This window comes from Bacillus sp. AC266, from assembly GCF_979253805.1.
Genome location: NZ_CEEDEC010000007.1, coordinates 1 through 24,644 on the forward strand (window position 1 = coordinate 1; position 24,644 = coordinate 24,644).

At 36.2% G+C, this 24,644-nt stretch carries 21 protein-coding genes and 1 pseudogene; 10 read left to right on the forward strand and 12 right to left on the reverse strand.

All coding sequences use genetic code 11. The features are described from left to right. Positions 1-6 precede the first annotated feature (6 nt). A complete protein-coding gene (locus AC0IXC_RS24030; RefSeq protein ID WP_274605602.1) occupies positions 7-141 on the reverse strand; it encodes a hypothetical protein in 135 nt (44 codons plus the stop codon). A gap of 569 nt (positions 142-710) precedes the next feature. Here AC0IXC_RS24030 and AC0IXC_RS24035 point away from each other — a divergent pair. After that, positions 711-3,755, forward strand: a complete 3,045-nt coding sequence (locus AC0IXC_RS24035; protein ID WP_471653487.1) for an efflux RND transporter permease subunit — start codon at positions 711-713, stop codon at positions 3,753-3,755. Between the two features lie 49 nt (positions 3,756-3,804). On the opposite strand, the gene AC0IXC_RS24040 is transcribed toward AC0IXC_RS24035, so the two are convergent. The 4 genes from AC0IXC_RS24040 to AC0IXC_RS24055 all read right to left on the reverse strand — a co-directional run bounded on the left by AC0IXC_RS24040 (position 3,805) and on the right by AC0IXC_RS24055 (position 7,256). Then, positions 3,805-4,332: a P-loop nucleotide/nucleoside kinase family protein gene (locus tag AC0IXC_RS24040; RefSeq protein ID WP_471653488.1), complete on the reverse strand. Its 528-nt coding sequence runs from the start codon at positions 4,330-4,332 to the stop codon at positions 3,805-3,807. Between the two features lie 139 nt (positions 4,333-4,471). Beyond that, positions 4,472-5,392 carry a phosphate ABC transporter permease PstA gene (gene pstA, locus AC0IXC_RS24045; protein ID WP_002010630.1) on the reverse strand — a complete coding sequence of 307 codons (921 nt, stop codon included), beginning with the start codon at positions 5,390-5,392 and terminating at the stop codon, positions 4,472-4,474. A gap of 2 nt (positions 5,393-5,394) precedes the next feature. Continuing rightward, positions 5,395-6,285: a phosphate ABC transporter permease subunit PstC gene (gene pstC / locus AC0IXC_RS24050; RefSeq protein WP_016101789.1), complete on the reverse strand. Its 891-nt coding sequence runs from the start codon at positions 6,283-6,285 to the stop codon at positions 5,395-5,397. A gap of 71 nt (positions 6,286-6,356) precedes the next feature. Continuing rightward, positions 6,357-7,256, reverse strand: coding sequence for a phosphate ABC transporter substrate-binding protein PstS family protein (locus AC0IXC_RS24055; RefSeq protein WP_002167124.1), 900 nt, complete (start codon positions 7,254-7,256; stop codon positions 6,357-6,359). A 500-nt stretch (positions 7,257-7,756) separates the two neighbouring features. Between AC0IXC_RS24055 and AC0IXC_RS24060 the strand changes: the two genes are divergently transcribed. From AC0IXC_RS24060 to AC0IXC_RS24070, 3 genes are read left to right on the forward strand one after another with little or no spacing between them, the layout of a single operon-like run. Next, complete coding sequence (locus AC0IXC_RS24060; RefSeq protein ID WP_002090873.1) at positions 7,757-8,014, forward strand: FeoA family protein; 258 nt, start codon at positions 7,757-7,759, stop codon at positions 8,012-8,014. Continuing rightward, positions 8,011-8,733 (forward strand): FeoB small GTPase domain-containing protein, encoded by a 723-nt coding sequence (locus tag AC0IXC_RS24065; protein ID WP_002090874.1) that lies wholly within the window; start codon positions 8,011-8,013, stop codon positions 8,731-8,733. The genes AC0IXC_RS24060 and AC0IXC_RS24065 overlap by 4 nt, the downstream gene beginning before the upstream one ends. Then, positions 8,711-10,111, forward strand: coding sequence for a nucleoside recognition domain-containing protein (locus tag AC0IXC_RS24070; RefSeq protein ID WP_131247887.1), 1,401 nt, complete (start codon positions 8,711-8,713; stop codon positions 10,109-10,111). The genes AC0IXC_RS24065 and AC0IXC_RS24070 overlap by 23 nt, the downstream gene beginning before the upstream one ends. A 203-nt stretch (positions 10,112-10,314) precedes the next feature. On the opposite strand, the gene AC0IXC_RS24075 is transcribed toward AC0IXC_RS24070, so the two are convergent. The 7 genes from AC0IXC_RS24075 to AC0IXC_RS24105 form a co-directional block, all read right to left on the reverse strand. Continuing rightward, positions 10,315-11,481, reverse strand: a complete 1,167-nt coding sequence (locus AC0IXC_RS24075) for a Ger(x)C family spore germination protein (protein ID WP_471653489.1) — start codon at positions 11,479-11,481, stop codon at positions 10,315-10,317. After that, positions 11,465-12,589: a spore germination protein GerLB gene (gene gerLB, locus AC0IXC_RS24080; RefSeq protein WP_471653490.1), complete on the reverse strand. Its 1,125-nt coding sequence runs from the start codon at positions 12,587-12,589 to the stop codon at positions 11,465-11,467. The genes AC0IXC_RS24075 and gerLB overlap by 17 nt, the downstream gene beginning before the upstream one ends. After that, the gene (gerLA, locus tag AC0IXC_RS24085; protein WP_080019353.1) at positions 12,590-14,068 is read right to left on the reverse strand and encodes a spore germination protein GerLA; all 1,479 of its coding nucleotides are present in this window, start codon (positions 14,066-14,068) and stop codon (positions 12,590-12,592) included. It lies immediately after the preceding gene. Positions 14,069-14,169: 101 nt separating this feature from the next. After that, positions 14,170-15,633 (reverse strand): sodium:solute symporter family protein, encoded by a 1,464-nt coding sequence (locus AC0IXC_RS24090; protein ID WP_471653491.1) that lies wholly within the window; start codon positions 15,631-15,633, stop codon positions 14,170-14,172. After that, positions 15,630-15,827, reverse strand: a complete 198-nt coding sequence (locus AC0IXC_RS24095; protein ID WP_002029838.1) for a DUF3311 domain-containing protein — start codon at positions 15,825-15,827, stop codon at positions 15,630-15,632. Before AC0IXC_RS24095 ends, AC0IXC_RS24090 begins: the two co-directional genes overlap by 4 nt. A 1-nt stretch (position 15,828) precedes the next feature. Continuing rightward, a complete protein-coding gene (locus tag AC0IXC_RS24100; protein WP_326997146.1) occupies positions 15,829-17,004 on the reverse strand; it encodes an amidohydrolase in 1,176 nt (391 codons plus the stop codon). 129 nt (positions 17,005-17,133) lie between these two features. Then, a complete protein-coding gene (locus tag AC0IXC_RS24105) occupies positions 17,134-17,844 on the reverse strand; it encodes a C39 family peptidase (protein ID WP_033708232.1) in 711 nt (236 codons plus the stop codon). Between the two features lie 409 nt (positions 17,845-18,253). On the opposite strand from AC0IXC_RS24105, the pseudogene AC0IXC_RS24110 reads away from it, so the two are divergent. From AC0IXC_RS24110 to AC0IXC_RS24135, 6 genes and pseudogenes are all read left to right on the forward strand, one after another. After that, positions 18,254-18,461 (forward strand): annotated as a pseudogene (locus AC0IXC_RS24110) (amino acid permease); the annotation flags it as partial. A gap of 294 nt (positions 18,462-18,755) precedes the next feature. Next, entirely contained in the window at positions 18,756-19,631 is an 876-nt protein-coding gene (locus tag AC0IXC_RS24115; protein WP_002010605.1) for a cytochrome aa3 quinol oxidase subunit II, read from the forward strand. A 33-nt stretch (positions 19,632-19,664) separates the two neighbouring features. Continuing rightward, entirely contained in the window at positions 19,665-21,599 is a 1,935-nt protein-coding gene (gene qoxB / locus AC0IXC_RS24120) for a cytochrome aa3 quinol oxidase subunit I (RefSeq protein WP_002063826.1), read from the forward strand. A gap of 13 nt (positions 21,600-21,612) precedes the next feature. After that, the gene (qoxC, locus tag AC0IXC_RS24125; protein ID WP_002029841.1) at positions 21,613-22,215 is read left to right on the forward strand and encodes a cytochrome aa3 quinol oxidase subunit III; all 603 of its coding nucleotides are present in this window, start codon (positions 21,613-21,615) and stop codon (positions 22,213-22,215) included. Then, entirely contained in the window at positions 22,216-22,527 is a 312-nt protein-coding gene (gene qoxD, locus AC0IXC_RS24130; protein ID WP_002029843.1) for a cytochrome aa3 quinol oxidase subunit IV, read from the forward strand. Between the two features lie 269 nt (positions 22,528-22,796). Then, positions 22,797-24,626 carry a monovalent cation:proton antiporter family protein gene (locus tag AC0IXC_RS24135; protein WP_044444514.1) on the forward strand — a complete coding sequence of 610 codons (1,830 nt, stop codon included), beginning with the start codon at positions 22,797-22,799 and terminating at the stop codon, positions 24,624-24,626. Positions 24,627-24,644: the final 18 nt, after the last annotated feature.

Consider the following 24,644-nt stretch of genomic DNA (forward strand, 5'->3'; position numbering starts at 1 on the left):
CAGCGTTCATCCTGAGCCAGGATCAAACTCTCCAATAAAGTTAGTTTGTCTAGCATCTAAAAATAAAAATTGACGTTCACGTTGTTTGTTTCGTTCAGTTTTCAAAGAACTTGTCTGCCGCTTCAAAAGCGACTTCATCATATTAACATCTTCATTTTTCGATGTCAACTATGTTTTTGAATTTCTTTTTTGTCGTTTTCTGCGTTTCCGCATCAGCGACGTTTATTAATATACCATCATGGTTTTTAAATAACAAGTATTTTTTATAAAAAAATACAAAAAGTTATCTATCCTACTTTCTTCTATAGAAAGAACCCTTATCCTTTCTACTAAAAACATTCATTTTGATTGTATACAAGTTACTATACACTATCATCAACCAGGCAGTATTTCACAATAACTTCCTAACCTATAGTCTTCTCCTTTTTTAATTTTATAATTACTATAGTTCTGCTTAAGAAGGACAAATAATCATTTAAATGTAGAGTAACAAAAAACGAGGCCACTATACTAGAACAAAACTTTAATTCCTGATTTTTCTCTCCAATCAGGAATTTTGCTTCCACAAATAACAAACTTCCCCTCGAAATATTAAATTAAGATTATTGTTAGAATTTTTTTACATTTAATTAATGAAAGATATCCAATTTTTGTTATATAGTAAGAAAGCGCCCACAAAACTATAAATAAACTAATGGAGGAATTATTTTATGGATAGGTTAACAAAATTTTCATTAAAAAACCGAGCCGCTATTATTATCATGGTTTTTCTCATTTCCATACTCGGTGTTTATTCCGGCTCTAAATTACCTATGGAATTTTTACCAAGCATCGATAACCCTGCAATAACTGTTACGACATTATCTCAAGGGCTCGATGCTGAAACGATGACCAAGGACGTAACTGATCCCCTTGAAAAACAATTTCGTAATTTAGAACATATCGATGGCATCACTTCTTCCACACATGAAGGATTATCACGCATCGACATTGCATATACATCCAAGGCAAATATGAAAGACGCGGCACGCGAAGTCGAAAAAACAATTAATACGATTAAATTACCTAAAGATGTAACTAAACCTGTTGTTAGTCAATTAAACACTTCTATGATTCCACTCGCTCAAATTACCATCCAGAAGCAAAACGGATTTTCAAAAGCTGACGAAAAACAAATTGAGAAAGAAATCGTACCACAACTCGAAAGCATTGATGGTGTTGCCAATGTTATGTTTTTCGGAAAATCAACTTCCGAATTATCCATCGTACTTGATCCTAACCAACTAAAAGATAAAAATGTAACATCACAGCAAGTATTAACAGTTTTACAAGGAAAAGAAACTTCCACTCCAGCCGGAGCAATTACCGTTAATAAGGCAGAATACAATCTTCGTGTCATCGGGGATATAAAAAATGTAAATGACATAAAAAATATCACCGTTACACCTCAAGTAAAATTACAAGATGTTGCTCAAATTGAATTAAAACAACATTACGATACAATCTCGCACATAAACGGGGAAGAAGGAACAGGATTAATCATCATGAAAGAGCCGAGTAAAAATGCGGTTGCAATCGGAAAAGAGATTGATAAAAAGATTAAAGATATAAGCAAGCAATATAAAGATCAATTCTCTATTAAACTTTTAGCTTCAACTCATGAGCAAGTTGAAAATGCTGTTACTAGTATGGGAAAAGAAGTAATCCTTGGGGCAATTGCTGCAACTCTCATTATCTTAATCTTTTTACGCAACTTCCGAACAACACTCATCGCTGTCGTTAGTATTCCATTATCTATTTTATTAACACTATTTTTACTCCATCAATCTAACATCACACTTAACATTCTAACTCTTGGTGGCTTAGCCGTTGCAGTTGGACGTCTCGTCGATGATAGTATCGTTGTCATCGAGAATATTTTCCGTCGTTTACAAAAAGAATCTTTCTCTAAAGATATTATTCTCGATGCAACAAAAGAGGTCGCCGTCGCAATTACCTCTTCTACTTTAACGACAGTCGCCGTTTTTTTACCTATCGGTCTCGTATCGGGAGTAATCGGAAAACTAATGTTACCTATGGTGTTAGCAGTTGTGTATTCTATACTGTCTTCCTTAATTGTGGCATTAACAGTCGTTCCACTTATGGCTTTTTTACTGCTCAAAAAAACAAAACGTCGCAATTCACATTCTTCACCGCGATATGTCACTACATTAAAGTGGGCTCTTTCTCATAAGTTTATCATTCTACTCACTTCTTTTTTATTATTTGCAGGATCAATTGCAGCCTACATACTACTTCCGAAAGCGAACATAAAGTCTGAAGACGATACAATGCTTTCCGTTAACATGACATTTCCAGGTGATTATGATTCTGAAGCTAAAAAACAAAAAGCCTTTGATTTCGAAAAGAAACTCCTCTCTAATTCTGATGTAACAGATGTTATTTTGCGAATGGGATCTAGCGCAGAAGATGCACAATGGGGACAGACAACTCAAAACAATCTTGCAACTATATTTGTAGTCTTTAAAAAAGGATCTGACCTCGACCAATATATTAAAGAATTAAAAAAGGATCATACAGCTTTCGAACCAGCTGAACTTGATTATATAAAGACGAGTTACTCTGATTCCGGAGGCGGAAACAACTTACAATTTAACGTAACCGCTACTAACGAAACAAATTTAAAAAAGGCCGCTAACATCGTTGAAACAAAACTAAAAGGTATGGACGATCTCTCTAAAGTAAAAACAAATATAGAAGAATCTAAAAAAGAATGGCAAATTCATATCGATCAAACAAAGGCTGAGCAACTAGGTTTAACACCAGAATTAGCAGCACAACAAGTATCATTCCTTATGAAGAAATCTCCTATTGGGGAAATCTCAATCAATAATGAAAAAACAACTATTATGATAGAACATAAAAAGGCATCCGTTAACAAACAAGAAGATATTTTAAACACAAACATACTATCACCTATTAACGGACCAATTCCTTTAAAAGACATTGCAACTATTTCAGAAAAACAACTTCAAACGGAAATCTTCCATAAAGACGGGAAAGAAACGATTCAAATTACTGCAGAAGCTTCAAGTGAAGATTTAAGTAAAGTAAGCGCAGAAGTAAACAAAGCTATAGCCGACTTAGATTTACCTACCGGAGCAAAAGTAAATATCGCAGGTGCTACTGAATCTATGCAAGAGAACTTCACAGATTTATTCAAAATTATGGGGATCGCAATCGGGATTGTATATTTAATTATGGTTATCACATTCGGGCAAGCACGCGCTCCTTTCGCAATTTTATTCTCTTTACCATTAGCTGCTGTCGGCGGTATTTTAGGATTAATCATTTCCAGAACACCTGTTGACGTAAATTCATTAATCGGCGCATTAATGTTAATCGGGATTGTCGTTACAAATGCTATTGTATTAATAGAAAGAGTGCAACAAAATCGGGAAAACGGTATGGAAACTAGAGAAGCCTTACTAGAAGCAGGATCTACTAGATTACGCCCAATTATTATGACAGCTATAACAACAATCGTCGCTATGCTACCACTCCTCTTCGGGCAATCTCAAGCAGGAAGTATGGTATCGAAAAGTCTGGCCGTCGTTGTAATCGGTGGTTTGGCAGTCTCAACCGTTCTTACATTAGTAGTCGTTCCCGTTATGTATGAACTATTAGATAAAATCGGGAGAAAAAGACGCTCCCGCAGAAAAATAAGCACTTCTACAGAAACACCTGATATTTAAACCAAAAGGCGTTATCTTCAATTATGAAGATAACGCCTTTTTTATCCCTCTATCTATCCATAATATAATCCATCACTTTTTTACCATACTTCTCTAGCGGTTCTCCAGAATCCACAATAAGATATTCACCATGTAAAGGCCTTTTACTGCCAGCCAGACATTTTTTAAATGCTACCTCTGATTCTACTTTTGTAATTTGACTTATCTTACGTTCACGCGTTTGTAACCTACGATTAATTTCTTCTATATTATTAAGATAACATTCAATATATTTATATGTAGCACCATGTTTCTGACATAAATCTATTCCTTTTTTAACCATCCCTTCATAGAGACATGGACTATCTAATATCACACTGTGCTCTTGCTCCAACAAAAAATCGATCAGTTTCCACTCAATATCATAGGAGACTCCCCCAACCACTGTTGGTTCAACACCTTTTGCCTTTAATGATTTTAATAAAGCTGATTTCACGACGTCATGATCTACAATAACAGCACCTGTTAACTTAGCGATATACTTAGAAAGAGTCGACTTCCCTGATCCAGGAAATCCCGACATTTGCAGAAAAAACACCTTCAAACCCCTCCCTATTTTCATCCGAATATCCACATATCAAATTACCTATTCAACAACTCTCCTTCTTTTCCTTCCAGCAACAAAATGACCGTAAAAAAACTCCCTGTTTTATAAACAGAGAGTTTTCATCTTCAACTTATGCCGCTTTTACCTTCTTCGTCGTTTTACGACTTTTTTTCGCTCCTGTAAAACGCTTGTGTAATACAGATGCTACGAAACGAGAAATGATATTAAAGAGTAATACCATAATAATTAATACAGCTGCAGATTTTGTTGCAATTAACTTCGCATCCGGGATAATCCCTTCAGAGTTTAATTTCCAAATGTGAACAGCTAACGTTTCAGCTGGTCTAAATGGATTTAAAGGATGCGAGGGGCTCGAGAAGTCCGCTGCTGAATTTAAAATAGGTGATGTTAAACCCGCTGTATAAATTAACGCCGCAGCTTCACCGAATATACGGCCTGCCGCTAAAATAATACCTGTAATGATTTGTGGTAACGAAGACGGGATAATGATGCGGGCAATTGTTTGCCATTTCGTTGCACCTAGTCCAAGACTCGCCTCTTTTACATTATGAGGAACTTCAGAAATCGCATTTTCACAAACACGTGTTAAACCAGGTAAATTCAAAATAGTTAAAGCAAGAGCTCCACCCATTACTGTATATCCCCAGCCTGTCATGGTAACAAATACTAATAAGCCAAATAGTCCAACAACAATAGAAGGTAAAGACGCCATTGTTTCAATACATAAACGAACAAAACTTAAAAAACGACCTTGTTTTGCATACTCCGCTAAATATATTCCAGCCCCTAGTCCAAGAGGAATAGATATAATAAGTGTTATAACAAGCATGTAGAAAGAGTTGAATAACTGTGGACCAATTCCCCCACCAGCTCTTGTATTGCTTGGTTCTCCGAATAAGAAACTAGGATCCCAAAATCCCCATCCCTTTTGCAGAATTTCATACATTAAAAAAGCTAGCAAAGCTACAACTAAAGCTGCAACCCCATAAAAGATACCTGTCCAAACTTTATTTACCGTTCTTGCATTCATTATTATCGCTCACCTCTTTGACCAATCGCTCGAATTACTAAAATAAACAGGAATGAAATAACAAGTAAAATCATTGCTAACGTCCATAGCGCATTGTTCCAAGCTGTTCCGTTCAATGTATTCGTCATATCCATTGTCAGAATACCTGTTAACGTTGCTGTTGGACTATATATTCCTTCCGGTAATTTAATCGTGTTCCCGATTACCATTTGAACCGCTAACGCTTCACCAAAAGCACGCGCTAACCCTAAAACTATACCTGTTAAAATTCCTTGTTTTGCAGCAGGAACAATAACTCGGCTAATCGCTTGCCATTTCGTCGATCCTAGACCGTAAGAAGCTTCCAAGTAATCAAACGGAACAGAGCGTATTGCATCAGAGGCAATACTAGCAATAGTAGGTAAAATCATAATACTCAGGACAATAATACCCGCAATTAAACTAAATCCCACTCCACCGAACGAATCCCGTAATAGAGGAACCAAGATCGTAACCCCTAATAATCCGTATACAACTGATGGAATACCAACTAATAATTCTAAAACAGGCTTTAATACTTTATTCCCAAACTTCGGCGAAATTAAATTCATGAATATAGCAAGAGCTATAGCAATTGGTGCACTAATGACAACAGCACCTAACGACACAAGCGTCGAACCGACAATAAAGATGACAGCACCATACGTACCTTGATCAGCATTTGGATTCCATTTCATCGAAGTTAACACCTCAGAAAATGAGATACCACTTTGCGTGAAAGATTGAATGCCTTTGCCGCAAATAAACGCAATAATAGCTAATGTAATAAAAACAATAAAGATACCGCAAAACGTAACAAGTGATCTACCTATATATTCACTCTTTACGTAATTAATTTGTTTTTTCCCCTTCATCACAGGACAGACCCCACTTCATAGATTGCATTGAACAGGACTGGCCTTGCAGCCAGCCCCATAAAATTTTATTACTTATCTAATTTAGACATTGGGATGTAACCCATATCTTCTACTTGTTTTTCGAAATCTTTACCTTTTACATAATCAATGTAAGCTTTTGTCGCTTCTTTTGCCTCACCTTTAGTTACCATGTACTCGTAAGACCAGAATGGATATTTACCAGCAGAGATGTTTTCAACTTTCGGTTCAGATCCATCAATTTTAACCGTTTGTAACGCACCTTTTTTCTCACCAACCATGTAAGACATTGCTAAGTAACTAACTGAACCTGGAGTAGAGTTAATCGCTTGCTCTACAGCACCATTAGAATCTTGTGTTGTACCAGTTCCATCATTAATCTTCGCGTCTTTCATCACTGTCTTTTCAAAAGTAGCACGTGTACCAGATGAAGCCGGTCGGTTAATTACATTGATTTTTTCATCTTTTCCGCCTACTTCTTTCCAGTTCGTTACTTTTCCAGTGAAGATATCTTGCACTTGTTTTACTGTTAAGTTATCAACTTTTACATCTTTATTTACGACAAGTGCGAATGCGATACCCGCAACTTTGTTATCTACTAATTCTTTTGCTTTTTCAGCATCTTTTATTTTATCTCCAGCTGGAACATCTGAGTTACCAATTTGTACCGCACCAGATGCTACTTGGTTAATCCCAGTTCCACTACCGCCACCTTGAACTTGAATAGAAACTTTTGAATTTTTCTCCATGAATTTCTTTCCAGCTTCCTCCGCAAGAGGTTGAAGAGCTGTAGAGCCAGCCGCTGCAATCGTACCTGATAATTCTTGTTTTGCATCGCTACCTTTAGCAGCTTCCTTATTATCCGTACTTTCTGCTTTTCCACATCCAACTAATGCACCTGCAACAACTAAAGCCGCTAAAGAAAATTTAATACCCTTTTTCATAACCATGTCTTGTACCCCCATTTGGATTATCACTTTTCGAATTCATCTTCTTTCGAACACAAATTCATTGTAGGACAACAATATTATGTGAGTGTTAAGCAATTTTTAAGTTTAAGTAAATAGAGATAACATCCCCTAAAAGCTAGACATTCCAACATTTACAGTTGAAAAAGCCAACAAAACCCACACTAAACACGTAGTATTGTAAATTTAATCTTAACAATGTAAATTCAATGTAAATGATTTTCTGTATTTTTCCCTTTAGGTTAAAACTACATTTACAATTCCCCTATATTTTTAAGCTTTTACACTCTTACTTTAAGAAGAATTCCAGTAATATTTTTCGGTACAACTAAATAAATTGGAACAATTCTAAAAATATTTGAATATTTTTAAAGTACTAATTGACAGCATCATTAAATGTAGTCTACTATATTAGTATCAAAAAGTTTACCTAAGGAAACTTTTTAAACTAAAACTAAAAATATAGAGATGAGGTAACTTTTATGGTATCGGCTAATACTAAACCCCTTTCCGAATTCAGAACAGGGGAATTTGTACAAATTGAGAAGATACAATTAGAAGGAACTATGAAACGACGTTTATTAGATTTAGGCTTTTTTCCTGGAGCGACAATTAAAGTATTACAACGCAGCCCACTTGGAGACCCAGTCGCTTATCAAGTAAGCAACACAACTATTGCACTGCGTAGTGAAGAAAGCTCCCTTATTTTCGGGGTATTAATAGGAGATGATTTCAGATGAGTAACCATCGCATTGCGTTAGCTGGTAACCCGAATACCGGGAAAAGTACATTATTTAATACTTTAACAGGCTTAAAACAACATACTGGAAACTGGACGGGGAAAACTGTTTTAAAGGCTGAAGGGGAATATAAGCATGGCGGAAATATATATACAATAATAGATTTACCTGGAACTTACTCACTGTATTCAAATTCGGCAGATGAAGAAGTAGCACGAGATTATATTATATTTGAAAAACCAGAAGTAACTGTAGTTGTTATAGATGCAACTGCAATGGAAAGAAATTTAAATTTAGCACTCCAAGTGATGGAAATGACAAACGATGTGGTCATTTGTATTAACTTAATTGATGAAGCGGAGAAAAAAGGAATCATTATTGACGAAAAGAAATTAGCAAAATCACTCGGTGTACCTGTAGTGAAGATTTCTGCTCGCAACCGAGTAGGCATTGGTCATTTGCTAAATGTCATCGCTAAAGTAGCAAATAAAAAACTCATTCCAACACCAATTAAAATTACTTATAATGAAAAAATCGAAAATATGATTCAAGAATTAGAACCACAAATTTATAAAGTGTTCGGCAATACGTATCCAGCACGTTGGATTGCGTTACGTATTTTAGATGGAGATAAAAATTTCTTAACTGCACTTCAAAAACATCATAACGAACCACTTGTAAGGGAGGTCGTAATAAATGGAATCTCACTCAGCCAGTAAAGCTCTTCCGCTGGACTATATTGTTCAACATGCACAAACACTTTCAAAAGAAGATATACGAGATGATATTGTCGGAGATATTTATCGAACCTCCGCAAGTATATGTAAAGAAGCTGTCCAATATACAAATACCGATAAATTGTATCGTTCTGAAAAACTAGATAAAATTTTCACATCTCCAATCTGGGGATTCCCAATTATGCTCGGTATTTTATCTATTGTTTTTTATCTTACAATTGCAGGCGCTAACGTACCTTCTGATATGATCGCTAAGTTCTTTGGCTGGGTAGAAGGATATTTAACATCTTGGTTCCAAGCAGCGCATGCACCTGAATGGTTACATGGCATTTTAATACTTGGTTTATTCCGCGGTACCAGTGCTGTTATAAGCGTTATGTTACCACCTATGGCAATCTTTTTCCCTATGTTCGCACTATTAGAAAACTACGGATATTTACCACGTGTCGCATTTAACATGGACCGCTTATTCAAACGATCTGGTGCACATGGCAAGCAATCTTTAACAATGGCAATGGGATTCGGTTGTAATGCAGCTGCCATTATGTCAACACGTATTATTGAATCACCACGTGAACGTATGCTTGCAATCTTAACAAACAACTTCGTTCCATGTAATGGGCGCTGGCCTATGTTGATTTTAATGGCTTCACTATTTATGGCTGCTGGTTATACAGGTAGTATGCAAACACTTGTTACTGCTGGCGTTGTAGTTGGAATGGTTGTAATTGGTGTCATTATGACATTAACCGTTTCTTGGGTACTATCAAAAACAGCTTTAAAAGGTGTTCCGACTCACTACACACTTGAGTTACCACCGTACCGTAAGCCAAAAGTTTGGAATACAATTGTACGCGCAACACTCGATAAATCAATATATGTTTTAAAACGAGCTGTAGTTGTAGCTGCCCCTGCAGCTGCATTAACTTGGTTACTTGCTAATATTTTCATCGGTGACACAAGCTTACTTATGTATTTTGTAAACTTCCTAGATCCATTCGCTAAAATGTTAGGACTTGACGGCTTTATTCTAGCTGCATTCATTCTTGGGCTACCAGCTAATGAAATTGTCATCCCGATTTTATTAATGTCTTACTTATCAACTGGCGCTTTAACTGAAATAGATGATTTTAATCAAATTAAAAATCTATTCTTAGAAAATGGTTGGACTTGGTTAACAGCTTTAAACACAATGTTGTTCTCACTCCTTCATTTCCCGTGTGGAACAACACTAGTTAACATATATAAAGAAACAAAAAGTGCAAAATGGACATTCTTATCGTTCGCAATCCCTACTGTTATCGCAATTGTTGTTACATTCCTCTCTACACAATTGGTACATTGGTTAGGACTTGTATAAAAAACAAAGCATACATAGAAGGTATCCCCCTTCACATATGCTTTGCGCGAAAGAAACCTGAAATTATTCAGGTTTCTTTTTTTCTTTCCACGGCTGAGCTCCATATGTTGTGATTTTTTTATGAATGGAGTATATGGCTCCCGGAAGAATCGCCATTAATATCGTGCAACTAATTCCTAGTCCAGTAAACAACTTAAATCACCTTATTTCACTCTCTTCGGTAAAGCTGAACCTGAATGCTCAATTGTCGGATGAACATGAACAGTAACCTCAGCATTACTAAAATAATTTTCACCTTGATCCCAATTTTCATCTATCTTCTTCCATTCTTTATAATTATGCCGCTTATATACTTCTCCTAACGCTAATACATCTACCTTATATTTTGTTTGAACAAGCTTAATCGATTTTTGGATACGCTTCTCCATTTCCTCCGCAATGGTTTTCTTTAATCGCTTTTCATTCATAATTTGTTTATGATCACTAAAATGCAACTCTGCTAAGGTCCCTTCCAAAGATAAATGGATATCAAACTTCGGTTTTGTAGCATTTTCCGTAGATACTTTAATCTTTCGGTGCATCTTATGAATTTCGTATGTAACAAGCTGACCTTGTTTACGGATAGTATAGAACCCTCCAATTTTTTTACCTATTACATAATTCATTCCTAATGTTTCTTCTCCATTCAAACTGCCCACACACTTATTATCTTTTCCACGAAACAACGCTGCCCCGTTCATTTGTACCCCCTGCTTTGTTAGTTCGAGAATAGGTAATACGAAACTTTGGTTAGCAATCATTTTTTGCTGTACCTCACCAATTCTTGCAGCTTCAATCATTTGAGCATTTTTCGGAGGATGCTCAGCTAACATATCAATATACTGTGCCGGTAAGTTCTCAGGCTTGGCACTCTGCTTTAAAATAGCTTCTGCATTTTTCTTAGAAACGAACAAACGAATATTTCTTCTCATCTCGTGATCACGAATATATACATCTAACGTATTTTGTAAAACATATGGATTCGCTAGTAAATCTTTAGAAAAAATTATCACTTGTATATGCGGAAAGAATAGTGAGCGACTAATTTTTTTAGCAATAATTCGTATTTGCTCAAAGACACTATCTGCTTTCGCACTAACATTAATATAATTTTCACTATCTCCACCGCCTTGGCCACCTTGTTGCGCTAACTTACTGGGAAGTACCATCTGATACGTCCCTTTCATAATTGGATTCGATTTCTTTTCCTTCACAATATCGTAAGCTGCGCCTACTACAAATCCTCTTTCTTCTATTTCTTCTAGCTCAGAGCACCCACTTATAGATCCAGCTAAAACCATAACCATTATAATTTTAAGAAGGTGTTTCATTTCTACCATTCCTTCTTTTTATTTTATATACAATAAAAACTAACAAAGGCGCTAGCACGACAAACCCCATATCTATCCAAGCTAAATAAGTCCCATAACTTGACAATTTTTTCAAATTACTAGGTATCATATTCGCCATAAAAATAATCGGGGCACTTACAAAAATGAAAATATGTTTCTTCACTTTCGGAAACATAGCACAAAATAATAAAGATGCGACGTCATAATACATTGCTGTAGTGTTATAAATAGTAATAATCCAAGTAGTAAAAAAAATGGCATCAAATCTTTCTAAAAAACCTCCACCAATTTCAATTTCTTTACCCAATTCAATTGTTGGATACGTCAATCCACGGGTTGTCATATACGAAAAAACGCTAATACAAGTTACATAAATTAAAATGTATGACAGCACATTTACCATCACTGCTTTTGCAACTGCCATTGGCGCTTTTTTCGCTGTCTTATCGTTCAACATCACAGCATAAAACAGAGCTACCTCAAATCCGATAAATGTGAAAATAGAATTTTTAACTCCTACAGCATATTGACTTGCGTTCGTTTGAAAAGCTGGTAGTAAATTGTTTATTTCCATTAAATTCACATTCAATAAAGAAAGCAACACTATCGCAATGAACACGATAGGTAAGAATAGAACATTTAACCTTACTAAAGCCGCTCTCGATCCTGCTACTCCATAAATAACAACTAATAAGAAGAAGAAAGACAATAGCTGTATTGGTGTATCACTAAATAAATATGTTTGTGAAATAACCGCAATCATTCGCGATTCATATGCTGTCAAAGCTGCAAATGTTAATACTAAAATGCTACTAATTGTGTATGCAACAGGCTTCGTCAAATGTGCACTTGTATATTGAACAAAGTTTTGTTTTGGGAATAAAATAGCTATCCTCGTTACAAACCAACCTAAAACCGCACATATCAATCCACCCAAAAGCAAAATAATCCAACCATCCGAAAATAAAGTTTGGTCAGCAATATCTCGAGGCATAGATAATGCACCTATACCGATAATTGTTGACGATACCGCAAAACCAAGTTCCCGAGATCCAATTTCTTCATCCCCATATTCAAATGGTTTCAATTACTCTCGCTCCTTTGGACGTAGTGTAGAGTCTTTCGTTTGTAAATATTCTGGTCTCTCTTTTAACATTGATTTTGGTAGGCGAACCAATTCTTCTTCCCAATCTTTATAAAAAGCAGGAGCAATAGGTGTTGTATACGGTACCCCAACACTCTTTAAATTTGTAATATGGATCGCCAGTGCAATAAGAGCTAAAATGATTCCGTATAACCCAAAAGCAGTTGCAGCTAACACGAAGACGAAAAGTAAAATTCGAAATGTAATCGTAATACTATATACAGGAAGTGAAAATGTAGCAATTGCGGTAACCGCAATAATAATTACTAAAAACGGATTTACAATCCCCGCATTTACTGCCGCTTCTCCAATTACAAGACCGCCTACGATGCCAATTGTTTGTCCCATCGGTTTCGGAAGCCTAATCCCGGCTTCTCGTATTAATTCCATCGTTAATGCCATCATTAACGTTTCTATATAAGCAGGAAACGGTACCCCTTCTCTCGCTCCCGCAATGGAATAAGCTAGTTTAGATGGAATAAGCCCTTGATGATACGATACAAGCGCTACGTACATGGCAGGTAATAAAACAGCAGCGATACCTGATCCCATACGTAATATTCTTAATAACGTTCCAATTACCCAACGCTCATAATGATCTTCTACAGATTGAAAAATATCAACAAACACTAGTGGAGCTATAAGAGCAAATGGTGACCCATCTACTAAAATGGCCGCTTTCCCTTTCGCCAATGCAGCCACTATATTATCTGGTCTTTCTGTATTTAAAAACTGCGGAAACGGCGATAAATTATTATCTTGAATTAATTGTTCAATCGTTCCTGTCTCAAAAATGACATCTGTCACTATTGATTGAAGACGCCGATCTAGCTCGTTTACGATGTAAGGGTTAATAATATCCTCTATATATACTAGGGTTACTTCTTTCTGCGATCGCTTCCCCATAATATAAGATTGAAACCGTAACTTCGGATCACGTAAACCACGACGAATTAACATTTTGTTCACATTAATATCTTCATTTAATCCAACTCTCGGTCCACGTATTAAATCTTCTGTCACTGGAGGCTCTAGACTTCTTTTTTCCCAAGCTCTACTATTAACAACAATAGCCGTTTGAATATTATCAATTAATATGACTGTATCTCCTGCTAAAACCGCATTTATAATATCTGGAAAAGTCGTCTTCATACCGACTTCTGCAATAGAAATAAAACGATCCAATAATATCTGAACCACAGCTGCTTCATTTGGTATTTCTTCATATTGAAGTGTACGAACTACATATTTATAAACATTATCCTTATCTGTCAATCCACATAAGAAAACAACCGCACAACGTGTAAAACTACCAGCAAGAGCAACTTCTCTAATTGTTAAATCATTAGGTGAACCTAACTCATCTCTAATTTCCTTCATAACTTCAAACAAGTTACCTTTTAGCTCTAACAATTTCCCCACCTAACTTCCTTTTCAACAAGTTTTTAGTTAGATTCCGCTAATAGAAGAAAATATATACAAAAAAGAGCTATCTCTTTTCGAAGATAGCTCTAACATACGAATTACTTTTCTACTATTATATTGTCGGTCTTTACAGATACATTTCTTGTGAATCCACTAACGATAAACATCACAATCATATTCATTAACAATGCGACTATACCTACATTTAAATCTTTTATATATTGCGGAAAACTTGGAAACATCGTAGCTATAGTTGAACCAGATAAGGTAATATATGCGACAATTAACAACCCAATCCCCATTCCTGCAATCGCTCCTTGCTTCGTAATAATTTGACGTGGAAACAAACTACATACAAGTGCAGGGAAAAGTTGCGTAACTATACTGTATCCCATTAAAAGAAGAGCACCTATCGTTTCTCCCCCTTTAAATGTAAACAATACTGCAACAAGCGTTACAACAGGTACAAATAACTTAGCTACTTTTGCAACTTGTCTATCTGAAGCAGATGGCACCATTGTTCGGTAAATATTTTTTGCTAATAATGTAGAAGCGGCCATAACAAGCATGGAACCGGGAACTAGTGCTGTTAATACCCCCGCACTACCAATAAACCATGGATCAAAAGTTTGAAGAGCAAGACGGAATAATGAAAGGTCTACATCCGCTCCCTTTAACCCTGGAACTTGCAAGATAGCAGCAAAACCTGCAAAGAACACAAAAAGCAAAACTAAAGAATAGAGAGGCATAATTGCTGCATTTTTCCTAAATACTTTTTCACTTTTCGCTGAGAAAGCTGAGGCAAATGTATGAGGCCACATATAAAAACCGAGAGCCGTTAATATAATAGTAGAAACAAACCAAGAAATACTCATTCCCTTTTCAGGTAAAGATAAAAAACCTGGTTTTGCAGCTTCTACAGCTTCAAACATCGGTTGAAATCCTCCGTAATAGTGATACGGTAAATATATACCTAAAAACATAACGATAAATAGTATCATAATGTCCTTCAAAGCAGCTGTCCAAGCCGATCCATGTATACCTGAAACCATTACATAAATAGTTATAACAATAGCACCAATCCATACCGCAATAACAGGTGTCACTCTTCCATAGGAAGCCTCCGAAACGATAATTCCTAATCCCTTTAATTGCAAAACAAGATACGGGATAATCGAAATAACACCAATAATTGAAACAATTACCCCAAGCGTCTTACTCCTATATTTCTTCGCAAAGAAATCTGATTGTGAAATGAGGTTATGTTCTTTTGCATACTTCCAAATTGGAGGCAATAAGAAATACGATAAAATATAAGCTAATGCACCATACCCTAAAATATAAAATGTAGGGGCTCCTTTACTATAAGCCCAGCCACTTCCTCCTAAAAATGTGAACGTCGTATAAATTTCCCCTGCCATAAGGAGAAAAACGAAAATGGTTCCAAATCCTCTTCCTCCAACTGACCATTGTTCTAAATTCATATCTTTTCCATGTTGTGCCCGAATTCCTAAAAATAGTGCGAGAAACAAAAATATAATAATGATAAATAATGCAGTCATTTTACGTCCCCCTTATTAGCAGGATCGAATACGTACACAAGCCCCATACAAAGAGACGTAATGAGCACTGATAATAGTACCCAAAATAATAAAAATGGCATCCCCCATACGTAAGGAGTGACCGAATTTGCAAATACTGGTCCAACTACTAAACAAAGAACTGGAATAAGTGCTAGCACGTGTATTTTTTTCATCTCATTCTCCTTTACTTATAAAATTCATAATAGATGATACAAAGACTTCCACTCCAATTGGTAATGCGTCTTCGTCAATTGTAAAACGAGGGTGATGATGCGGATATATAATTCCCTTCTCTTCATTTCCTGCCCCTATAAAAAAGAACGTCCCTGGTGCCTTTTGTAAAAATGCTGAAAAATCTTCCCCTGCCATCGTTGGCTGTAAACGAACAACTCTTTCTCTTCCATACAGCTGTAATGCTGTATGTTCAATAAGCTCTGTAACTTCATAATCGTTCACAACTGGGCGATATCCATATTCATAAGAAAATGTATACTTAGCATCGTAGGATTCTGTAATATGTTTTACAATCCTTTCAAGCTTCTTCTTTGTTTCTTCTCTTAATTCATGCCTTAAACTTCTCACTGTCCCTTCAATCTCCGCTTGTTCCGGGATAACATTATGAGTTGTCCCAGAATGAAATTGCGTAACAGATACTACGAGAGAATCTAACGGATTCGTGAGGCGAGATACAATTTGCTGAATTTGCGAAACTACTTGCGCACCAATGGCGATACTATCAACTGTTTCATGCGGAATTCCAGCATGCCCACCTTTTCCCTCTATCGTAATTTTAAAAACGTCCGGCGCCGCCATCGCAGGACCATAAATTACACCTACTTTTCCAACCTCTAATGACGCCCAAAGATGAGCACCAATAATGTAATCCACACCAGTCATCACTCCCGCTGCGACCATTTCCTCTGCACCGCCCGGAAAGTTTTCTTCTGCATGTTGAAATAAAAAGCGAATCTCTCCTTTAACTTTCTCTCTTTCCTCTACCAACTTATGTACTACACCAAGCAATATTGCCATGTGACCGTCGTGACCACACGCATGCATCACACCTGGATATATAGAAATAAAATCAAACTTATTTTCTTCATGAATAGGAAGAGCATCCATATCAGCACGAACCGCGATAGTTTTACCAGGCTGCCTACCAATTAACCTTGCCATTACACTATATTTAGTAGGCCTTGAGACTTCTAAATATGGGATTTCCCGAAGTATGTCGAATACAAATTGAGATGTTTTTTCCTCTTGAAAAGATAACTCTGGATACTTATGAAAATGCCTTCTCCACTCAATCAACTGATTCTTTGATAAAACAAGTTCCTTTGCGACATCCATTTCTCTTCTCCCCTTCTTTACCAAGTTAAATGTTATTATAGCGTGAATCGTTAACTTCTGAAAGAATTTTCAGAATTTTCTATAATGAATATTCAAAAAGAAAAAGCCATCTCAAGATGACTTTTCATTTTATAAAATAGTAATTGCTTGTTTCCCCATTTGCTCCCATGCCTTTTCAAATTCAGCACGAGGAACAGCTTTTCGTGGATTGTTTGCAAGAGGATCATTTACGTATACAAAGTTTTGATCATATCCAATTACTACAACACTATGCTCATAATATGTAATTTTCACTTTACCTGAACTCGTATTCCATGTTTCAAAACTACTTTCGGCTAATGGTTTAAACGTTGTATTAATAATTACCCATACTGGAGAACCAGAACTAATTACTTTATATAGATCTTGCACGTCTCTACCTGTTAAATTAATTACTTTTTCAGGAACATACTTTTCTGCTAAATTAAAAATCGGTTGATTATATACACCGTATCCCGGCTCAGCTTTCGTGTAAATATTTCCAACGAATCCCTCATACGGATTTCCATGCAAACCATCTTGTTTAAATGGAACGCGATGAATTTCACTAGCAAGTTGCATCTTATCTACTTGTACACCTTTATGTTGTAGTAGCATAGTTAAACTTGTCACTTCACAACCTCTAGGTAATTCAGGTAACTGTCTAATAAACGGAACCTCTGTAATCATTGCACTTTCTTTCATCTCAGAGAACAGGTCTAACCGAAATTCTTGTGCCTTTTTCATAATTTTATCTTTCTCGAAAAAGAACACGACAGCAAATATAATACCGAAAATAAAAATATATTTTAACTTTTTCATCATAAACCAAACTCCATTATATCAATTATTTTAAAGGCACAACTCCTATCATTGTACCTTTCTTCTTACTAGTTTGCTAGAAAGATTCTGTGAATTATTATTCACAAATACCTTTTTTAAAATTCCGATTGTTTGAAATAGAAAGAAAAAATTATAATTTTTCGGAACTTTTTACTAAAAAACAAAATTATTAACCCAGTGAAAAAATCACGTTTCCTTCACTAGGTTAATAAACATTCTAAGGTATTTAGTCATAGTTAGTTTTTCCTTTACATACTCAGTTCACAACAAAATAAACCAAGTATGTTTTTCACCCCCACTAATGATTAAAAGTACCGAATAAAATCTAGTTAAAACATACAAAAAAATATGGGGGGAGGGACATATGAATCAACAAGTAGAACAAGCAGAATTAAAATACCGCACACCACTTTATCCAATAGTTCCAATCGTAGCTTTCTCACTCAATTTCCTTACATTTGTTAGTTTAGCTTTCATTCCAGATCAGAGAATTGCTCTTTATTGCTGGGTTCCATTTATGATCATGTGTTACATTTTATACCGAGTTAAAGTTTCGGAAAGTTGTCACATTTGAGCAAAAAAGAAATATAACCTAGGTAACAAACCGAATATATTAAAAATTCAGTATTTTTCCTTATGATAAGATAATTTTTTTCTATTTATTGGGTATGTTGGTATAACTTTATTTATCTTAAAATTCCCACAATCACGTTTTTATCTGGAAAATAGTTTACAATGTTATCAAGTTACAAATGATATTCACCTTAAAAAGCGTGCATTTGTGTCTATTTTTTAACAATATAACAAAAACTATTGCCATCTATAAATTAATAGGTTTATATTGTTTTATTGGCATAGTTTCAATCCAAGGAGAAAGGAGATTTTCAATCGTGCAACTAAAGAAAGCATTTTGGAAGTTGGCTTCGCTTCTTCCGTTATCATTACTTCTGTTCCTCGGTGGCTGTGATAAAAAACTCGCAGTATTAAATCCGCAAGGACCTGTTGCAAAAGCACAGTATGATTTAATTGTTTGGTCATTCTTGCTTATGTCATTAATTATCGCAATTGTATTCATCTTGTTTACAGTCATCTTGATTCGTTATCGTGAAAAACCAGAGAATATGGACTATGAGCCACCTGATCAACATGGTAACACATTATTAGAAATCATTTGGACAATTATTCCTGTTATTATCGTTATCGCATTATCGATTCCAACAGTTAAAGCAACTTATGCTTCGGAAGAGGTTCCGCAAGAGTCCAAACATATTAAACCAGTTGAAATTTATGTTACATCTGCAAACTGGAAATGGTTATTTAGTTACCCGGAGGAAAAAATTGAAACCGTTAACTATTTAAACATCCCAGCTGGTGTACCAATTCAATTTAAACTGACTTCTGTAGGTCCAATGAATGCTTTCTGGGTACCAGAACTTGGTGGTATGAAGTATACAATGGATGGCATGATCATGGACTTATATTTACAAGCTGACAAACCAGGTTCTTACCTAGGTCGTAGCTCGAACTTCTCTGGTGAAGGATTTACTCACATGGAATTCGAAGTTGAAGCAAAAACAAAAGAAAAGTATGATAAGTGGGTAAAAGAAGTACAAGAAACTGCCCCTAAATTATCAGAAAAGAAATATAACGAAATTATTAAACCTGGTGTAGTGGGGCGTATGACGTTCTCTAGTCACCACTTAAGTTATGTAGATCCAAAATCACTTGAATATTGTGATTACAACTACTACAAAAACAAAAAATAATAGCTATTATTCCAACAGATTGGAGTGAACACAGTGAAGCTTGATGAATTTTTTGTCACAGGTGACCCGATTATTTACGGAGCTGACGCTTCTATCGTTCTTGTGACATTAGCGATTCTTTTCGTACTAACAAAGTACAAAAAATGGAGATGGCTTTGGGATGAGTGGTTGACAACTGTTGACCATAAAAAAATAGGGACCATGTATATTATCTCTGCCGTTATAATGTTATTCCGTGGTGGTATGGATGGTTTAATGATTCGTGCCCAGTTAACATTCCCGGAAACAACTTATTTAAACGCTGAACACTATAACGGAATCTTTACAACACATGGTACGGTAATGATTCTTTTCATGGCAATGCCATTCGTTATGGGATTAATGAACCTTGTAGTACCATTACAAATTGGTGCTCGTGACGTTGCATATCCGTTCTTAAATGCTTTAAGTTTCTGGTTATTCTTTGTCGGAGCAATGTTATTCAACATCGCTTTCGTAATCGGTGGTTCTCCAGACGCTGGGTGGACTTCTTACTTCCCAATGGCAGGTACAGAGTTTACTTCTGGTGTAGGAAATAACTACTACGCAATTGCATTACAGATTTCAGGTCTGGGTACGCTGATGACGGGTATTAACTTCCTTGTTACTATCTTAAAAATGCGTACACCTGGTATGAAATTAATGAGAATGCCAATGTTTACTTGGTCAATCTTAATTACAACAATTATCATTATTTTCGCTTTCCCAGTATTAACAGTTGCTCTTGCATTAATGACATTTGACCGTCTATTCGATGCTCACTTCTTTACGATGGCGAGCGGCGGTATGCCAATGTTATGGGCCAACTTGTTCTGGGTATGGGGTCACCCTGAAGTATATATTGTTATTTTACCGGCATTCGGTATTTTCTCTGAAATCATTAGTACATTCTCACGTAAACGTCTATTCGGTTACAGTGCGATGGTGTACTCGATGGTTGCAATTTCTTTACTAAGTTTCGTCGTATGGCTTCACCATTTCTTCACTATGGGTGCAGGTCCAGCGGTTAACTCATTCTTCTCGATTTCGACAATGGCGATTTCGATTCCAACCGGTGTTAAGATCTTTAACTGGTTGTTTACACTGTATAAAGGACGTATCCGTTTTACAGTTCCAATGCTTTGGTCATTGGCATTTATTCCAAACTTCGTAGTTGGTGGAGTTACAGGGGTTATGCTTGGAATGGCAGCAGCTGATTATCAATACCATAACAGCTACTTCCTAATTGCTCACTTCCACTACGTATTAATCGCAGGTACAGTATTCGCTATGCTTGCTGGATTCACATACTGGTATCCAAAAATGACAGGTCATATGTTAAATGAACGCCTAGGTAAATGGACATTCTGGATCTTTATGAGCGGATTTAACATCTGTTTCTTCCCAATGTACTTCTTAGGTTTAGACGGTATGACTCGTCGTATGTACACTTACTCTGAAAGTCTTGGATGGGGCTGGCTAAACCAAATCGCATCTGTTGGTGCTGTAATGATGGCTATTGGCTTCCTAATCCTTTGCTATAACGTAATTTGGAGTGCACGTCACGGTGAGCGTGACACAACTGGAGATCCATGGGACGGCCGTACACTTGAATGGGCAACTCAATCTCCTGTACAACATTACAACTTCGCGAAACTTCCTGAAATTAAAGAAGCTGATGCTTTCTGGTTCATGAAAAAACGTGGAGAAACAATTACACCAACAGCAGATGAATTAAAACCAATTCACATGCCAAGTAATTCTGGTGTGCCTATTATTGCGTCTTTATTCTTCGGTCTTGCAGGTTTTGCATTAGTATTTAGCTGGTTCTGGATTGCAGCAATCGGTGGTATTGGTATTTTAGGTTGCTTAATCTATCGTTCATTCGATTATGATGATGGCTACTACGTAAGCGTTGATGAAATTAAAGAAACAGAACATATAGCATGAGAGGTGAAATGACATGGCGGCTTTAGATAAAAGCTTACCTTTGGAATATCAATCCGAGCAAAGCAGATTGAATATCCTAGGATTCTGGATTTTTCTTGGGGCTGAAATTATGCTGTTCGCAACACTTTTCGCCTCTTATCTAGTCCTTGCTGGTCGTACGGCTGATGGCCCAACACCAGCGCAATTGTTTGAAGTTAAAACACTTTTAATTCAAACACTGTTACTTTTAACAAGTAGCTTTACATGTGGGATCGCAATTCACGAAATGCGTAAACACAATCAAAAAGGAATGTTAGCTTGGTTTATCCTGACTTTACTTTTAGGTGCAGGCTTCCTATTCTTTGAAATTGAAGAATTCATTTTGTACGTTGGTGAAGGTGCAACGATTCAAACAAGTGCTTTCTTATCGGCATTCTTCGTTCTTCTTGGAACGCATGGTGCCCACGTAACAGGTGGTATCATCTGGGCAACTTGTGTTATTATCCAAATTTTAAAACGAGGTTTAACACCAGTTACAGCTCGTAAAGTATTTATTATCAGCTTATACTGGCATTTCCTTGATCTTGTTTGGGTCTTTATTTACACACTAGTTTACTTGAACGGGATGGTGGCGTAAATGGGTCAAAATAACAACCAAGCAAACGGGCATGGGCATAGCGGATTCCCATGGTCACACGTTTTCGGATTTATTTTATCGCTTGCACTAACGTTTCTAGCGTTATACGTGGCACTTTACACAAACCTGCCACTTTCAACGATATTAACAACTATCATCATAATGGCAGTTGCGCAAGCGTTATTACAATTAATTATGTTCATGCACTTAAAAGAAGGAGAAGGAAGAATTCAAGTTCTTACAATGATATACAGTTTCTTCGTTGCAACTGCAACAGTTGGACTTACTGTATGGATCTTCTTCTCAATGTAATTTGCATGAAAAGACTGCTGGGATTCCTCAGCAGTCTTTTTTTATCCCCTATTAACGAGCAGTAAGACCCCCACTGATTAAAGTTTCACTTTATCCCCTCCCCCTATTACATCCACATTACGGAATTAACAACAAAATCATGAAAAATATACTTATTATGACAAATGTTAAGAAAACTCTTTCTTTATGAAATCGAAACCATATCCGTTGCTTTTCTTCCTATTATATGGCTAAATAGTTACTATATTTATTTGAAGGGAGAGAACGCAATGGAACATCATTCTTCTGTTCTATCACTTATGGTTGTCGTCGCAATCGCGTTTTTCGTTCCCCTTTTGTTACAGCGCTTTAAATTAAAAGCACTTCCTGTCGTTGTTGCAGAAATTATCGCAGGAATCTTTGTAGGTAAAAGTGGATTTAACATCATTGAGCCCGATATGTGGCTTCAAGTCTTATCAACACTAGGGTTTATCTTCCTAATGTTTTTAAGTGGTTTAGAAATTGACTTTTCGATCTTTAAACAAAAAGGGAAAAAGAATACGACAAACGAACCGAACACATTCCAAGCAGCAAGCATTATCTTCTTGTTTATTTTCATTTTATCTTATGCCCTATCATTAATATTCGTATGGCTAGGATTCGTAGACAATGCAATGTTCATGACTTTAATTATTTCAACTATTTCTTTAGGTGTTGTCGTACCAACATTGAAAGAAAATAACTTAGGAAAAACCGCAATCGGGCAAATCATTTTATTAGTCGCTGTTATTGCAGACTTAGTTACAATGATTTTACTCGCTGTATTCGTCGGATTAAATTCCGAAAGTGGCCAAAGCATGTGGCTTCTACTTCTTCTATTCGGTGCTGGTATTGTAATTTACTTTGTCGCAAGACGGTTTAAAAATATTCCATACCTAGAAAGCTTAAAAGCCGGTAGTGTACAAATTGATACACGAGCTGTTTTTGCACTCATCTTAATATTAGTTGGATTATCTGAATCTGTTGGGGCAGAAAATATTTTGGGAGCCTTTTTAGCAGGTGTACTCGTATCTTTATTATCACCAAATGAAGATATGATTGAAAAACTTGATTCCATCGGATATGGCTTCTTCATTCCTATTTTCTTCGTAATGGTTGGTGTAAATCTAGAAGTATGGTCTATTTTTAACGAGCCTTCTAGTATGCTAATGATCCCAATTCTAATTGTGGGACTCTTTATTTCAAAACTGTTGCCATCACTCGTCTTACGAAAATGGTACCCACGCAATATCGTACTCGGAAGTGCTATTTTGTTAACATCAACACTTTCTTTAGTTATTGCGGCTGCACAAATCGGTGAAAAGCTAGGCATCATTAGCCCAAGTTTATCCGCATCTCTTATTTTAAGTGCAGTTATTACTTGTATTTTTGCACCTATATTATTTAAAAAGATGTTTCCAAAAGTGGAAACACCAAAACCGAAAGTATCTATTATTGGTGCAAGCAGAATTACCCTTCCGTTATCACTTGATTTAAAACGTGAGGATTATGACGTAACACTATATATGATACGTCAAAATAAAATAAATGATGAGGAAGCGAAATCTCATGACTTCCCTATTGTAAAATTAGATGAGATTACTATTCAATCTTTAATGGAGCAACAAGCTTTCGAAGCAGACCGTGTTGTTGTTGCGACAAGTGATGATGAACAAAACTTATTATTAGCAGAGCACGCAAAAGAATTAGGTGTTGAACACGTCATTGCAAGTGTAGAAGATCCCCTTCTACAAGAAAAAGCGACTCAAGAACATATCGCTGTATTCTCGACTATTAACTCTACACGTATTTTATTACGTGCACTTATTGATAAACCGAGTCTCGTTCGCTTGATTACAACAGCAAATGAAACGGTGCGTGAGGTTGAACTACGAAGTAATAAATATAACGGCTTAGCACTTCGTCGCCTTCCGTTTCTAGGTGATGTACTTGTCATTCAAATTTACCGTGGTAATAAAGCATTAATACCACATGGTGATACGAAGTTACAGCATGGCGATACTTTACTTGTAACGGGTTCAAAAGAACATATTGATACAATGAAAAACATATTAGAATAGAAAATGCCCCTCACATAA